Annotated in this window: 11 protein-coding genes and 4 pseudogenes; 1 reads left to right on the top strand and 14 read right to left on the bottom strand. The window is 63.3% G+C overall.

Features of this window, described 5'->3' with window-relative positions; all coding sequences use genetic code 11:
* Positions 1–236 precede the first annotated feature (236 nt).
* The 3 genes and pseudogenes from NKH13_RS35025 to NKH13_RS35015 form a co-directional block, all read right to left on the bottom strand.
* The gene (locus NKH13_RS35025; RefSeq protein WP_352567081.1) at positions 237–479 is read right to left on the bottom strand and encodes an FMN-binding negative transcriptional regulator; all 243 of its coding nucleotides are present in this window, start codon (positions 477–479) and stop codon (positions 237–239) included.
* Positions 407–580, bottom strand: coding sequence for an FMN-binding negative transcriptional regulator (locus NKH13_RS35020; protein ID WP_352468507.1), 174 nt, complete (start codon positions 578–580; stop codon positions 407–409). Before NKH13_RS35020 ends, NKH13_RS35025 begins: the two co-directional genes overlap by 73 nt.
* Before the next feature lie 89 nt (positions 581–669).
* Positions 670–1551: pseudogene (locus tag NKH13_RS35015) on the bottom strand (class I tRNA ligase family protein); the annotation flags it as partial.
* Positions 1552–2028: 477 nt separating this feature from the next.
* Here NKH13_RS35015 and NKH13_RS35010 point away from each other — a divergent pair.
* Entirely contained in the window at positions 2029–3675 is a 1647-nt protein-coding gene (locus NKH13_RS35010; protein WP_352517878.1) for an MFS transporter, read from the top strand.
* A gap of 1267 nt (positions 3676–4942) precedes the next feature.
* Here NKH13_RS35010 and NKH13_RS35005 read toward each other — a convergent pair.
* The 11 genes and pseudogenes from NKH13_RS35005 to NKH13_RS34955 all read right to left on the bottom strand — a co-directional run.
* Positions 4943–5056: pseudogene (locus NKH13_RS35005) on the bottom strand (SMC-Scp complex subunit ScpB); the annotation flags it as partial.
* Between the two features lie 410 nt (positions 5057–5466).
* Positions 5467–5583 (bottom strand): hypothetical protein, encoded by a 117-nt coding sequence (locus NKH13_RS35000; RefSeq protein WP_352567124.1) that lies wholly within the window; start codon positions 5581–5583, stop codon positions 5467–5469.
* Positions 5584–6042: 459 nt separating this feature from the next.
* Positions 6043–8013 carry a relaxase/mobilization nuclease RlxS gene (rlxS, locus tag NKH13_RS34995; protein ID WP_352917395.1) on the bottom strand — a complete coding sequence of 657 codons (1971 nt, stop codon included), beginning with the start codon at positions 8011–8013 and terminating at the stop codon, positions 6043–6045.
* A 185-nt stretch (positions 8014–8198) separates the two neighbouring features.
* On the bottom strand, positions 8199–8855 hold the full coding sequence (locus NKH13_RS34990; protein ID WP_502914609.1) for a lytic transglycosylase domain-containing protein: 657 nt from the start codon (positions 8853–8855) through the stop codon (positions 8199–8201).
* A 17-nt stretch (positions 8856–8872) separates the two neighbouring features.
* Entirely contained in the window at positions 8873–9421 is a 549-nt protein-coding gene (lepB, locus tag NKH13_RS34985; protein WP_352502721.1) for a signal peptidase I, read from the bottom strand.
* The gene (locus NKH13_RS34980; RefSeq protein WP_352453595.1) at positions 9418–9687 is read right to left on the bottom strand and encodes a helix-turn-helix transcriptional regulator; all 270 of its coding nucleotides are present in this window, start codon (positions 9685–9687) and stop codon (positions 9418–9420) included. The genes lepB and NKH13_RS34980 overlap by 4 nt, the downstream gene beginning before the upstream one ends.
* A gap of 151 nt (positions 9688–9838) precedes the next feature.
* Entirely contained in the window at positions 9839–10162 is a 324-nt protein-coding gene (locus NKH13_RS34975) for a DUF736 domain-containing protein (RefSeq protein WP_352474126.1), read from the bottom strand.
* Positions 10163–10704: 542 nt separating this feature from the next.
* Positions 10705–12426 carry a ParB/RepB/Spo0J family partition protein gene (locus tag NKH13_RS34970; RefSeq protein WP_352917392.1) on the bottom strand — a complete coding sequence of 574 codons (1722 nt, stop codon included), beginning with the start codon at positions 12424–12426 and terminating at the stop codon, positions 10705–10707.
* Positions 12427–12506: 80 nt separating this feature from the next.
* Positions 12507–12925 (bottom strand): annotated as a pseudogene (locus tag NKH13_RS34965) (DUF2958 domain-containing protein).
* Between the two features lie 14 nt (positions 12926–12939).
* Positions 12940–13143 (bottom strand): hypothetical protein, encoded by a 204-nt coding sequence (locus NKH13_RS34960; RefSeq protein ID WP_352453623.1) that lies wholly within the window; start codon positions 13141–13143, stop codon positions 12940–12942.
* Positions 13140–13445: pseudogene (locus NKH13_RS34955) on the bottom strand (zincin-like metallopeptidase domain-containing protein); the annotation flags it as partial. The gene NKH13_RS34960 and the pseudogene NKH13_RS34955, both read right to left, overlap by 4 nt.
* Between the last annotated feature and the right edge of the window lie 97 nt (positions 13446–13542).

Genomic DNA, 13542 nt, shown 5'->3' with positions numbered 1-13542 from the left:
CCCCCCCCCGCCCTCCTCTGCTGCCACCCCACACCCCCCCCCCCCCCCCCCCCCCCCCGCCCCCCCCCCCCGTTCCCTCCCCTCCCCCCCCCCCGCCCCCCCCCCCCCCCCCCCCCCCCCCCCCCCCCGACACCAACGAAACTGCAAAGCAATGAGGGGGTCAGTTCTTCGTTTCGCCCCAGGGGTCAAATCCTCACTTCGCTTGACACCAGCGGCTTGTCGGGACAAGATAGTTGCTATTGGGATTTGGCCGCCGCAGCCGCGAGCATCGCTTCTCCCATCCCATTGACGCCTCGGGCATTCAGCATTTCACCAGCGTTCTGAATGTCGCGCACCTCTTTGTTCTGGCTGAGTTTTGATTTACCAACCAGGGTGGTGATCTCGATTTCTAGGGCGACGATCGCCTTCACCATCGTGTCAATGAAGTCCTTCGGCGCGTCGCCCATCTTCCACGGGGCAGGCTGCGAGGCTTCATGCATGTGAGTGAGCTTCGCCACGTTACGGCGCACACATAGCGCTCATCATCCCGGACAGTGATGCGTCCGTGGGCGTGGACGACGAGATAGTTCCACGTCGGCACCTGGTTATGGAATTCATGCTTGCTTGGATACCAGTTCGGCGAGATGTAAGCGTCAGACCGTCGAGCTCGTCCCGGACCGCATGGCGCTACGGCGTCACCTCCAGCCCGGCGAGAAAGTCGTCATTGTCCGTGAGGGTGACCGCCGCCTCTATGGTGAGAATATTGATCGCCGGCAACTTATGGCGCCTGCCGACCTCAAATTCGTTGAAGTCGTGCGCCGGCGTGATCTTGACCGCGCCGCTGCCTTTCTCCGGATCAGAATACTCGTCCGCCACCACCGCGATCCTGCGGCCGACGATCGGCAGAGGATGAGGTTCTTGCCGACAAGATGCCGGAAACGCTCGTCGTCGGGTGCACCGCCGACCGCCATATCGCCCAGCATCGTCTCCGGGCGGGTCGTCGCCACGGTGATGAAGGTTTTAGGATTTTCCGGATCCAAAACCTCGCCCTCGACGGGGTAGCGGAAATGCCAGAGATTACCGTTGACCTCCTGCTGTTCGACCTCAAGGTCGGAAATCGCAGTCAAGAGCTTCCGTCCCAGTTCACAAGGCGCTTGTCCTTGTAGATCAGGCCTTCGTTGTAGAGGGTGACAAACACTTCGAGCACCGCCCTGGACAGGCCCTCGTCCATGGTGAAACGCTCCCGGCTCCAGTCGGCGGAGGCGCCCAGCCGCTTCAACTGGTTGAGGATCGCGCCGCCGGTCTCGATGAGCTCATCGCGCGTCAGGTCGCGGCGGTGGATCTGCTTCTCCATCAACTGGCGCTCGACCACCATCTGTGTGGCGATCCCGGCATGATCCATGCCCGGCTGCCAAAGGAGATTCTTGCCCGCATGCGCTCGAAGCGCACCAGAATGTCCTGCAGCGTGTTGTTGAGCCCATGGCCCATATGCAGCGAGCCGGTGACGTTCGGTGGCGGGATGACGATGGTGAAGGCTTCCGCGCCCTCCTCGGCGCCTGCGCCGGCACGAAACGTCTTTTACAAGCGTATTATGTTTTTTTGCGCATAGACCAACGAGTTGAACGGCGGCCCCATGAATCGCCGATGTGTAGGTCGGGCAAAGGCGCCCACCAGCTCGTACTTGTCAAGACGACGCCACCCTTGATCTTGCACCCGCCTCCGATACCAGCGATGCACTGCGTCGTATGCTCATGCCTGTCAGGATGGGATGGGCGCTGCTAGCACCGTGGCAGTTTGACAACCCGCCCATCGGGGCGGTAGCACCGTCCAAGGCCAAGAGTCGCAGGGCAGACCGCACCCCATCGGGCTGCGCGACCCAGACCAGCTGACGCCCAACTGGCACACTCATCGCGCATCAGCACCGTGGATGCGACATCTACTTTGTTGCGAGCGCGATATCGGAACTTGGTTGTGACGCAGCTGTGCGTAAGGCGCACCGCTGTCAGCAAGTGAGTGAGTGAAAGAACTACGTGGTGGAGGTGAGAAGTCATGCGGCGTCAAGATTCCCCGCCCTTTGCGGCAAACACACTGATCCCTCTTCAGAATCCGGTCTTTCGTTCGATCTGGACAGCCACGCAGATATCCAGCCTTGGCTGGCTGGTGCAGAGCGTGGCTATAAGCTGGCTTATGGCAACGATTTCAGCCTCCGATCTGATGGTTGCGCTCGTGCAGGCTGCATCGACACTGCCCGCCTTCTTCTTGTCGATCCTTGCTGGAGCGATTGCAGACAGCTTCAGCCGCCGCGGCGTGATGCTTGCCGGACATTGCCTGATCGCACTGGCATCCACGGCGCTGGCTCTCTCTGTTGGACTGGGCTTTGTCAGTCCATGGCTGATCTTGGGGCTGAGTTTCTTGGCGGGATGCGGCTTTGCCTTGAATGATCCAGCCTGGCACGCCTCGGTCGGCGACATCCTGGAAAAGCGCGACATACCCGCTGCAGTGACGCTGATGTCGGTGGGGTACAACGTGGTTCGGAGCATAGGACCGGCGCTGGGCGGTGTAATTTTGGCTTTGCTGGGCCCCCTTACGGCTTTCGCCTTCGCTGCGCTGACCGACCTGGTCCCGTTGAGCGCTGTGCTGCGCTCCAAGTGGCAAGTTCGCTCTTCGCCTCTTCCGCGCGAGCGGATGACGACGGCCATTCATGATGGCATGCGCTTCACGGCAATCTCCTCTGAGATCAGAGTGGCGATCGTGCGCGCAACCCTGTTCGGGCTGTCAAGCATCTCGATCCTTGCTCTGCTCCCCCTCGTGGTTCGCGACCAACTTGCGGGCGGGCCAATTGTTTACGGCGTCCTGTTAGCCGGCTTCGGCACAGGCGCCTTCATCGCGGGCATTGGCAATAGCTACTTCAGACGCATCACGTCCCAAAATCGATTGATCACGCTCGCGTCCGTTGCTTGCGCAACGTGTTGCCTTTTACTGGCTCTCACATCATCGGTGGCCGTAGCAGCGATCGCGCTTGCAATCGCTGGCGCAGGCTGGGTTGTCACCTGGACCGGAACCGACGTGTGTGTGCAGTTGGCAAGCCCAAGGTGGGTCGTTGGTCGCACCCTGTCGATCTATTACGCCCTGACCTACGGCGGCATGGCAGCGGGCAGCTGGATCTGGGGTGCTGTCGCGCAGTACTATTCCCTGACGTGGGCTTTGGAAGGTGCTGCAGCGGCGCTGCTGCTGGTTGCAGCTGTGGGAAAGCTATTGCCGGTACGGCTATGGGAGGAATCCGATCAAGGGGCCTTCGACTTCAGGCCACCAGAACTGGCCCTCGATTTGAAGCCCAGGAGCGGCCCGATCGTGATCAAGGTGGAGTACTCGATACCCGAGGAGAATATCGAGGAATTTCTGAGCTGCATGCGCGAAAGGCGGCGCGTTCAGAGCCGTGCCGGTGCGCGGGACTGGACCCTCCAGCGCGATCTTCAGAACTCGACCCTTTGGACCGAGACATTCCGCACGCCGACATGGACGGACTATCTTCGTCTAAACCATCGGCTAACGGTGACTGACAGGGAGGTAGGCGAGCGCCTTGCCGCTCTGCAGGTCGGTGATTCTCCTCCTCGTCTCTCACTTTCGATCGAGCGGTCGACAAGCCCCGCCCCCGGCAGCCAAGTCCAGCCCGTGCCCTTTGTATCGCGCCCGTAAGGAAACCAGTAACTTTTCTGGGTTCGGACACGGGAATGGCCGAGACCTACTCCATCTTTCATCGGGACTGCCCGGATTGCCATACGTTGCGGCCGGTTAGGCGAGCATGAGGATTTGTGTGGCAGGTACGTCCACCACGGGCGGCCCATGTCCAGCCCCACCGCCTCTGACATCAGATCGGCTTGGGCACGGGTTCAGGTCGCCTGTCCCCCTGCATCGTGGCGAGCAGCGGGGAGCAAGGGGGGCGGCGGGGTCTCCCCGGTCTGCACGGAGCGAAGCGGGCAGACGGAGGAATCCGCCATCGGCGGCTTGCAGGGAGAGGGCCGCGCGCCTCTTTCCCTCCCTCACAAAACGTGCCGCCAAGCACGTTCACGTCGGCGCAGCCGTGCCGCAGAGCCGGCCGCAACAAAGAAGGCCTACAAGGCGGAAGCATCGAAATGTCCGCCAGCGGGACCAATTAAGTTCGGTGCTGGAGAAAGCGGTTCAACAGGGCGGCCGTAGGAGCACCAGCATAGCGCCGCCGTCAGGCGCGACGCGGACCGACAGCCCCGAGAAGGGCGCTGATTGATCGATCGAAATTGAATCGGCTCATTTTATCAGCTGAAATATTCCATGAATTTTTCACGATGCTTCAGCGCGCGCGTGGATTTGATGCAGCCATCCAGGACTGCTGCATTGCCACAGCAATGGTCACAACCTGCTAGCGGGGCTTCTGGAGATGGACGCGACGATCGGTCAGACGCGCTTCTATTGGCTGCCGTCGGCGCCAGACGGTCGCGGAGCTTCAAATCTGATCGGGCTCCCGAGCGAATTGCAATTTTGTCGTAAAGCTCATGGTGGCGACTCCCGCACGCGCGCAGGACAGCCGGCAGATCGCGCATCTTGGCGATCCACCCTGCCATTCGGCCCGTCGTTCTTCTTTATTCCAATGGAGATCGTAATCAGGTCCGGACGGTCACGCAGTGAAGTGTTCTCCCTTCGAGCAGCCACGTCGGCGCCGCTCAGAATCTTCGACGAGCGCGCCAGGACAGCATCGATCTGCGCAAATTCTTTCCAGCAGATCGTCCTCACATCATCATGCCCTTGGCTTCAACCGGGCTGGTGCCTCCCCTTCCCGGCTTTTTGTCCCGACGCTCGGGTCGCGCCGCCCGGCCCGGTCAAGGCCAAAAAAATCGTCGCGGGTGAGCGCCCACTCCGGCTTCTGCCAAATATTCGTCGGCGGGTTCGCAGCACCGCGGGCGCACCGGTGAGCTCGTGGGCAGGAATGCGGATGGAAGTAGGTGATGCACATCGTCACCAGCACCTCAGATTGTGTGAGGTCCACGGCTCGCTCGTTTCCGCCGACGGCGGCGCGGCGGGCGTCGGTATACGCAGGGCGGGTCCGTCGCCTTGGCCTCCAGTTTCGGGGCAATGGCAAGCCCCGGTCCGCGCGGCGCCGAGTTGGGCGGAAAGATCGACGGCGCGCAACGCGGGGCTCCTACGCGACGAGCAGTTTTTCCCCCGGTCTGACCCGGCCTCGACTCCAGATGCCGCAATGACCGTCGCGGCCCGGCGCGATTGATCGGGTCTCATGCCCAAAGCTGCCTCGGTGCCCAGTAGCGGCACCGCATTGCCCCTCCCAGGCGCTGCGCCAGTAAAGCGTCGGCGAGCCAGCATCCGACGGTGCGTTCGAAGCGATCTCATTCGGCGGCCATGATCGCGCCGGTCACCATGCCGCAGCGGAAAGCTGCCGAGCTCGTCTGGCCAGGTCGCTGACCGCCTCGTCGTCGCGGGCGACGACCGAAATCTTCCCTACCGCAGCGAGGTTTCTCCCGTTAGAAGATCCTCAGCGGGATGGGCAGCCAGTTCACGCCCGGCCAACAGCATCCGGCCCGCGGGGCCGACCTCGTCTCCCGGTCGTGTGAGCAGAAGAACATCGCGAAGTGCGGCTTCATCCTCGACGCCGCGAGCCTGCTCGCCGTACCGCGGCCGCCGAAAGCCTAGGCGCTGTCACCAGGCGCCAGCCCACCTCTCTAGCTGGCGGACCATCGCATCGAGCGCGCCGATGGCCGCACCTGCAGTGATTGCAAGTCCTCATGCGCCGCAACTGTTCGGGTCGGGGGCAGCCCTGCGCAACCAGGCCGGCACCGCCGTCGTCGGCGGGGCTTCCGTGGCACCGGGAAGAATGCCGTGGTGGCGCAGGAGGGTTTTGGCTCAGAACCATGGAATACGATGAATGATTGGGGCGCTTTTTGTAGAGCGAACGATAAGTCTTGCACGACCAGCCATTTATCCCTCGCGAGATCAATGCCGCGGGCAATTAGCGGGCGAACTCCGTCCGGACTGAGTACCTGTTTCAACGCGGGCAAAAGAAGTTGTGTAGCCATGTCACGAAATGCTTGGTCCGCTTCTCTGCCGGCCGATGGTCCATGAAATCCCCTCCCCACCCATGACACCAGACACCTCCTTGCCAACAGACCGATCAAGCACTGGCCTCCATGGTACCAGCGTGAACTCGCGCGATTTCTCGATGACAGCGTATTTTCCGCCGGCGAGCTCGACGGAGCGGCGGAGCGTGCCTTCTATTCGATCTCCACTCTGGGCTTCAGAATAGGGCAGACCGAGTTCGTCAGACAGTTGACCGGCAACACGGTTCAGCTCACGTTGACGCAGGATAGAAAGCATGTTGGCGCGATAGACGATCCGGTCCTGCTCTTCCCGAGCAAGACCTTGCGCAATCAGCCACTGCCGTCGGCGGCCTTGCGCCTCTCGGACATCGCGGCCGAAACCAGAGCTGTGCAAGGCCTCCGGTGTGTCGGAAACCAGCTCTCGATCGAGCCAGGTGGCGCCGTCGAAGCTGACTTGGCTCTCCAGCAGCATTGATGAGAGCTTGTCGACGACAACCGGCTCGGCCCTCGCTCGCTGACGCTCGTAGCCCGCGACGCGGTCGAGATGGTCCGGCGCGATAGTCCATGTACCGTCCGGCTCGCGCTCGACACCACCGGTCGCCCGGCGGATCGCCTCCAGTCGCCGCACGTGCGTTTCGGCAAAGCGTTCGGTGGCCGACTGGTCATGCTTGAGATGGATATCGATGCTGTAGCGCCCGTCATGGGCCGTGGCGATCTCGGCAATTGTGCGGTCGACTTGCCTTGGCCCGGTGTCCCTCGGCGTGACCCGCACTATGCAGCCCTCTGCCGTCGGTTGGGTTGCCTCGCCTTTGCCGATATCAACATAGTGGCTTTTGCCGTCTACGGCGTCGACGACGAGGTAATGGCGGTCAGTGATTTCGTCGGCCAGGCCGCGCGCAATGATGCGGCCGACGACAGGCTGCATCTGCTCTGCAGATCGATCATGGACAACATAGTCGGCGGCACTGCGGGCGAGCCCCTTGCCGGTCAGTTCGCGGTGCATGGTCTTGATGATGTCGCCCCGCTCGCCGATGCGGCGCAGTGTCGCTTCAAGCTCGCCATCAAGGCGCCAGTGGCCCGAGCCGACTTCCTCAGCCAGACCCATCCGCTCGAGCTTGCGCAGGCGGCCCTGGTGCAGCGTCTGGCGAAACGTGTCTCGGCTGGCCGGTGAGACATGCCCCTCATGGTCGCGCATGCGGAGCAGCTGCCGATCGATGCTGGTGAAGCGTTCCCGCTCCATTTCCTGGCGCAGGCGTTGCTCGATCTCGCGGTCCGTTCTCGGGCCAAGGTCGAGGCTGACCAGCTCGGCCGCCCGTTCACGGATTCCAGACGAGATGTAGTCTCGCGCGATGACAAGATTTTCGCCGCGGTCGTCCTTGCCGCGGACGATAATATGGGTATGCGGATGACCAGTGTTGAAATGATCGACAGCGACCCAGTCGAGCTTGGTGCCGAGGTCTTCTTCCATTTGCGCCATGAGGCGCCGCGTGAGCGGCTTCAGGTCGTCATACTCGATGCCGTCTTCAGGGGCGACGATGAAGCGGAACTGATGCCGGTCGCCATCGGCACGATCGATGAAGGCCTTGCCATCAACACGGTCGCTGTCGGCGCTATAGAGCTCGCCAGGCTCGCCTTCGCGGGTGACGCCGTCGCGCTGGAGGTAGCGAAGGTGTGCACGTGCCCCGTCAACACCCTTGCCGGCCAGCTTGACGATACGCGCCTTGACGACGGCGCGCCGCTGCCGAAACGCCGCGTGGGGGTCGCGCGCTCTGAGAACGGCGGCAGCAGCCCCGCCGCGCCCCGCCCGGCTTCCGATGAAGCGGCCACGGCGACCGCTGCCGCCGCCGGCTCGGTTGATCGCGGCGCGGATCTGGCCGGCGAAACGCTTGCCTGCCTTCGAGCCGCGCGATCCGATTTTGCCCAGGCTCGGCTTGAACTCTTCATCCTGCATTGAGCCTCCTAGTAATCTTTAACAAAATCAAAGGTTTGTCGGCAGAAGCTCTCCTGACGCTGAACGCAGCCTCCGTGAAAAACGATGTGCAGACAAAGACTTCGCCGCCTCCAGGAGGCGATGCCTTTATCTTGCCTTCCGCGGACCTGCCTCCCTGCCCGGCGCGACCCACGGTACCCCTGCCCTCACCTGCGATCCGGCCGGCCTGACCTTGCTCGCTCCGATCCGAGCGGCACCACAATTTGGCCATTCGGATCGGTCGCGGAAACACCGTTTCGCAGGAAAAACAGCGACTGCCCGGACGGGATTTCCGGCGCTTTTCCGGAACGGGATTTGCCGGTGAACGCGTCCATGTCGGCGGCCGAAATCCCCGCAGCCTTGAGCTCTTCCAGATACGAAACCGTCTCGCTGGGCAGCGGTCGCCCACGCTGCAAATGCTGTTCGTAGCGGTCCGGCCCAGCGTTATAGGCGGCAAACAGGCCGGGAAAGCCGAAGCGGTCATACATGGCGCGCAGATAGGCAGTGCCTGCCAGAATGTTGTCGCGAGGGTCGTGCGGATCGGCCCCCAGGCCAAGCTCTGCGCGCATCTCCTCGTAGGTGCCGGGCATCACCTGCATGAGGCCGATGGCGCCGGCGTGTGAGGCGATCGGCCGTCCGTCCAGCATTGTCTGCCCCCGGCTTTCGGCATCCATGACGGCATAAATCCAGGGCTGTGGAATGCTGAAACGCCGGCTTGCTTCGGCTATCAAGTGCTGCCATCGTTGGAGCTGCGGACCACGGGAGATGGCGGCCGGCTGAGCGTCGGTCGCGGCGGAACAGGCGCATGGCGCTATCGCGACCATGCCCAGCATCAGGAGGGTTACTCGGTCCATAGCGGCACGAGCCTCCCGGCAATATTTTCGGCCGGCACCGGCCCGAAATAGCGGCTGTCGAAGGAGCGGTTTCTATCGTTGCCGAGCAGGAAAAACTCGTCGGCGGCAAGCTTGCGGCAGGCATTCCACCAAGGCAGCGGACGGTGCTGCGTGTCGGTTGCCAGCCGGCGCGCGACAATCTCGCCGCCGATGATGATGGCGTCGCCGAAGGCGCAGACATGCTCGCCAGGCAGCGCGGCAAGGCGCTTGACCAGCGGCACATTGCTGGGCAGATAGAAGCGTTCGGCGGCGAGATCGGCGACCGGTTTTGGCGGGCGGACGAGCACCAGATCGCCACGAGCCGGTGATCCGGACGCGACGCGATAGAGGCCGACCGGCGCACTGGCCGAGGCGTTCCACACCAGCCAGGGCGATGGGTTGTCGAAAGCGGCGAAGCCGATCAGGCCGAGGCCTATTGTGGCCACGGCGATCGTCTTGCGCGCCCGAATGCGCCGCAGATGGCTGCCGATCAGACGGATAGTGGGACGCCGGCTCATGAGCGGCCTCCCTCACCGGCCGAGCCGGAATTGTGCCCGCCATCCTCGGGCCTGGTCTCCTGCGCGCGTCCCTTCGACCAGTCGTCGAGCTCGTCGATGTGATAGCGGACATAGCGGCCGTGCTTGCGGAATTGCGGGCCACCGCCCTTGAGCCGCATCTTCTCCAGCGTGCGCTGGGATAGCCCGATATAGAAGGCGGCCTGCGCGGTGTTGAGAAACGGACTGCCCTTCTTCGCGCGGGCCGCGCGTTCGTTTTCGTCGTCCATGATGGTCCTCGTTTCGTTACGGACAAGCGAAGGCGAGGATCGGCGAGCGAGATCGTTTTGGGGACGGGCGAAGAGTGGGGGGCGAGTTTTCGCCGCCCCTTCTTGAGAAGAGCCCCGCGCCGGTGGCGGCGCGGGGCTCGAGGCTGGCGGTTCAGTCGACCGGGTTCCAGATGATGGCGTATGTGTCGTCGTCGTCCTGGCCGGCGGCGCGGCCGAGATTGGCGTAGAGCTTGCGCGGACCGAACTCCGGGGCGGCAATCGACAGGCTCACATAGTCCTTGCCGGAGGTCTCGCCGGTGCGGATCCAGCCGGCCCCTACTTCGACCCCTTGCGTCAGCACCCGAAAGTCGGGATGGGTGTCGGCGCTCTTTGCCTGATTGGGCACGATGTCGATGTCGGCGCGGACGCTAAGCGTCCTGAGCTGGCCCTTGTAGCCGCCGTTTTCCTGTTTGGTAACGTATCCGATCGCGGTCATTTTAGTCTCCTTTTGGTGCTCGCCGGGGACCATTCCCCTGCGATGGCGGACCGTGATGGGCGCGTCCGGACCGCCGGAACCGGGACGGCCGCAGCGATAGCGGAGGACCCGAGCGGACAGCTTTTTTGAAGCGAAGCGGCGCGAGGAAGCCGCCGCAGGCGGCGGGGAAAAAAGCTGCTGGCGAGGGTTTCGGGCGGGCCGGATCCGCCCATAGGTCGTCAAGCCAGCCGCAGGGGAATGGTCCCTGAGACACATGGAGACAGGTGGCGCGATCGGTGGCACAAGAGCGGGCGGCAATGCAGGGGGCTGGCTGCGCGGGCTCTGTCGGCAACCGGATCGGACAATTGGCCCCATGCGCCTGGCGCCTCAGCAAGCAACCCGGCGTGGTGCAGGGCTGCCGAAATGGGGCGAGTTGGCGTCGGGATTTCTCGCGCGCGGCACCGGCTCGACAAGACGACCGATCGGCAGCCGGCGCGGTCCGGAGCGGCGCGCGCGACCTGAGCGGCGGCACTCGAAAGAACCGCCGCTTGGGCCCTGATCGATTATTCGCGGACGAACAGCGGCTGCACTTGTGCCCACTGATCGGCGGTGCGGAAACCGCCGCGGCTGGTGTAGCTTTCGGCCGGGAATTTCATCCAGCGCGGCAGCCAGGTCTCGACCCTGAGGCGGCCATTCTCGCCCGCCAGGAAGTCGCGGATGATCTTCTTTTGCGTCTTGACCTTCTCGGCGACATTGCCGTCGGCGACCAGCTTGCCGCCGACCTCGGCCAGCATCGAATTGGCGATTTCCTTGTCGCGCAAGAGGTCGAAGAACGCATCGTCCGCTTCCCACCATGCGCCCATATCCACGTTCAGATGGTTGCCGAGCGCCTCGATGACGGCGCTGCCGGCTGCAAGCGTCTCGGCCATGACAAGGGTGAGAACGCGCATGACATCGTCGTCGCACAGCGCCAAGAGGCGGGCGAACACGCCGGCGATAGCAAAGGCGTCGCCATTGCTGCCGGCCACCACTCCATCCTCATCCGGTGATCCGACCAGGGCCAACACTTCGCGCCGCTTTTTGCCGAATGCAGCTTCAGCCTTGCAGCCGGCAAGGCTGGCAGTCACCGTTTCATTGACTGCGCGCTGTGGCTCACGGCGCACCTGCCACAGGCCGGAACCGGTGATGGCGTGCGCCACCACGAGTCGCAGCGCCACGGCGGGATGGTCGAGAATGGCCGCGCGCACGGCCGCATGGCGATGCAGATCGACATAGTTCTGCATCGGGCCGGTGAGTTCGGGGCGCGGCGGCTTGGCGGCTGTTTCTTCTTGCTCACCGCCCTCGCGGGCGCGGCGGGCTTGCTTGTGTGACAGCCAGCCCTCGTGACACTCGACCTCGCCGCGAAACGTGACCGCGATAAAGACCTTGCCGCCCTTCTTCTTCGGGGTCTTCTCGTGGTCCCATGGGTGGAAATATTGGCCCGGTTCCAGCAGCACCACCTCGCTCCAGCCGTCGTTGAGATATGTGTCGCGTCTGGTGGCAATCGCTTCGTTCTGCTTTTGCCAGAACAGGTCGGCATCGGCGAAATAGCTGTCCTCGCCGAACAGATCCGAGGTGATCAGGCCGGGATACTCCTCGATGGCAAACAGCGCCACCTTGGTGGAAATCGACTGGCCGCCGAACAGCCATTGCTTCAATTGAAAGCCACGCGGCGCGTATTGATCGGGATCGGCACAGAGTGCCAGCCAGTCCTTCTGCTGCGCCTTGGACGCCATGGTGAGATGGCGCACCGTCTCGGCGTCGATCTCCTCGCGGCGATAGGCTTCGCGGATTTTGGGCAAGAGGTCGCCAAGCGCCAGAATGCGTTTGACCTTCAGGTCAGTGATGCCGAAGGTCGCAGCGATGTCGGGAACGGTGCGGCCTTGCCTGACGAGCCGCGAAAACGTCTCCCATTGCGATACTTCGTCAGGATCGAGGCGGGCGAGGTTTTCGATCAGCGAGGCTTCCAGCGCACCGGCGTCGTCGCCATCCTCCATGATGGCGCAGGGCAAGGGATCGCCTTCGCCGCGCTCGTCGGCAAGCGATTTCGCGGCGAAATAGCGCCGCCTGCCGGCGACGATCTCGAAGGTTTCCGGCTGGCCGTTCGGCCGCACAAGGAGAGGCACCAGCACGCCGCGCGCACGCACGGAGGGCAGGATGTCGGATATGTCGGGCGCGCGTGTTCCATGGCGCATGTTGAGCGCGGAAATGTTGAGCTGATCTAGGGGGATGTGGGCAAGCTGCATGGTTACTCTCCTTTCGCTTTGGTTGAGGTTGTCCCCCGCCGCAGAGGCCGAAGGCCGGCGCGGCGGGACGGTTTTTGCGTCTATCGGCGCTGCTGTTCCGCCGTGTCGGGCGGAAGCTCGGAATGGGGCTTTGAAAGGGCGTCTGCTGCCTGCCGCAGAATTCGCTCGGCCTCGGTGATGTGGCGGCAAATGCGGGCGGCTTCGGCATAGACGGAGAGCGGAAAGCGCGCCTGGAAATGCAGGTCGCGCTCTATGCCGAGGCCAAGCGGACCTTTACGGACGCAAGCTCGGCCAGACTGACGCTGCCGAGTTCGGGGAAGCCGAAGCCGAGATCGCAAAGGCCGAACAGCGTGTCGCCATCGGCGTCGAGTTCGGTCAAAAGCCACGTGGCGGCACCTGAGGGATTAAACAGTTTCACAACGGGAAAATGGTCGATGTCGGCGTCGGCGGCGCCATTGGCGAGCAGTCGTGCGCGCAGTGGATCGGTGATCAGGATCATGGAAAGACTCCTTGTCAGAACAGGTCGAGTTGATTTCTGCTGGCTTCATCGAAGAGGCCGATATCGAGCGGCTTTTGCGCCGCGCGCGGACACATCGGCGCGTCCATCAGAAGGGTGAGCCGATCGCGCGTGGTTATCGGCCGAACACCGGGAATGAGCATCTGCTCGCCTTGCGGCGTCGGCTCGGTCGCGGTCAGTTGAGGATCGCGCATCGTCATGCCGCAATCCCTTCCTGCGCCTCGCCTTCGGCATCGGCCTGTAGGCCAAGCAGGAAATCGGCGGCCTTGGAGGCAAGACTGGCGGCACGGAAGATCGCGCGGTTGTCCTCGCGCAGCACCTTCAGCCATGAGCCGATGTAATCGGCATGACGCACGGTCGGCTCGATACCGAGATTGCTGCAGACGAAGGCGGAAGTGATTTCGGCGACCAATTCTTCACGCGCGTAAGCCTTGGAGCCGAACGAGCCGGAGAGGTCGCGAGCAAGCCGCGTTAGGTGGCCGGTCCAGTGGCCAAGCTCGTGTTAGGTCCCATCTTTATCGCGTCCTTTCTGTCATCTTCCCGCACTGGAATCAGGACAGTCTTTCACTTGTAGGACGCTGTTCCGCCGCTTTGCGGGG

Source organism: Mesorhizobium sp. M1348 (assembly GCF_040317925.1).
Taxonomy (GTDB): Bacteria; Pseudomonadota; Alphaproteobacteria; order Rhizobiales; family Rhizobiaceae; genus Mesorhizobium.
The sequence above is the reverse complement of the archived record's forward strand: the minus strand, read 5'-3'. Positions and strand labels throughout refer to the sequence as shown.

What these genes read in the sequence shown, in the direction of transcription:
- NKH13_RS35025 (WP_352567081.1), bottom strand. Translation starts at nt 479, where the DNA reads ATGCATGAAGCCTCGCAGCCTGCCCCGTGGAAGATGGGCGACGCGCCG.
- NKH13_RS35010 (WP_352517878.1), top strand. Translation starts at nt 2,029, where the DNA reads ATGCGGCGTCAAGATTCCCCGCCCTTTGCGGCAAACACACTGATCCCT.
- rlxS (WP_352917395.1), bottom strand. Translation starts at nt 8,013, where the DNA reads ATGCAGGATGAAGAGTTCAAGCCGAGCCTGGGCAAAATCGGATCGCGC.
- NKH13_RS34990 (WP_502914609.1), bottom strand. Translation starts at nt 8,855, where the DNA reads ATGGTCGCGATAGCGCCATGCGCCTGTTCCGCCGCGACCGACGCTCAG.
- lepB (WP_352502721.1), bottom strand. Translation starts at nt 9,421, where the DNA reads ATGAGCCGGCGTCCCACTATCCGTCTGATCGGCAGCCATCTGCGGCGC.
- NKH13_RS34980 (WP_352453595.1), bottom strand. Translation starts at nt 9,687, where the DNA reads ATGGACGACGAAAACGAACGCGCGGCCCGCGCGAAGAAGGGCAGTCCG.
- NKH13_RS34975 (WP_352474126.1), bottom strand. Translation starts at nt 10,162, where the DNA reads ATGACCGCGATCGGATACGTTACCAAACAGGAAAACGGCGGCTACAAG.
- NKH13_RS34970 (WP_352917392.1), bottom strand. Translation starts at nt 12,426, where the DNA reads ATGCAGCTTGCCCACATCCCCCTAGATCAGCTCAACATTTCCGCGCTC.
- NKH13_RS34960 (WP_352453623.1), bottom strand. Translation starts at nt 13,143, where the DNA reads ATGACGATGCGCGATCCTCAACTGACCGCGACCGAGCCGACGCCGCAA.